The 661-nt window shown below is 59.0% G+C and carries 1 protein-coding gene; it reads right to left on the bottom strand.

Translation table 11 applies throughout. From position 1 onward, the window contains the following. On the bottom strand, positions 1–572 hold a 572-nt coding region (locus tag JM946_RS29895; protein ID WP_203171121.1), incomplete at its 3' end, for an IS110 family RNA-guided transposase. Between the last annotated feature and the right edge of the window lie 89 nt (positions 573–661).

The raw sequence follows: 661 nt of genomic DNA, 5'->3' as shown, positions 1-661 counted from the left end.
AGTTGCACCAGTTCCTCGCGCAGCTGCCACAACAGCGAGCGCCCCGAGGCGCTGAGCTCGTTGCAGCCGTCCTCGAGAATCTGTGGCAATAGGCGCCGCAACACTCGGATTCCTTCTCCGACGGTGATCCCGAACTCACGCAGAAAGCCTCGAACCTGGTTGGCCAGCGCAGTACGATCGGCAACGAGGCGGCTACGAACCCGATGCATCATCTGCACCTCCTGCTGAGCGACGCTTTTGATCGGAACAAAACGCATCTGCGGCCGGGTCACCGCTTCGCAGATCGCCTCCGCATCTCGTGCATCGTTCTTGTTGGTCTTGACGTACGGCTTCACATACCGCGGATTCATCAGCCGCACTTCGTGACCCTGCTGACGCAGCCAGCGACCTAGATGATGAGCCCCTGAACACGTTTCCATACCGACCAGACAGGGTTCCAGCCGCGCCAACCAATTGTGCAGGGCTTTACGTGTGAACCGCCGTTCGATCACGGTGTGGCCCGCCGCGTCCACGCCATGTACATGGAACACGCTCTTGCCTAGATCGATCCCCACTACGGTAATCTTGTTCATGGTCTGCTCCGCTTCCGATTGAGACGTAGGAATCCCAATCATTGGCCTTATCCGCCAAGTTGAGAAGCGGGGCGGACCATCCCATTAGC

The organism is Steroidobacter gossypii (assembly GCF_016801985.1).
GTDB lineage: Bacteria > Pseudomonadota > Gammaproteobacteria > Steroidobacterales > Steroidobacteraceae > Steroidobacter > Steroidobacter gossypii.
This window is presented reverse-complemented; position numbering and strand designations above follow the sequence as displayed.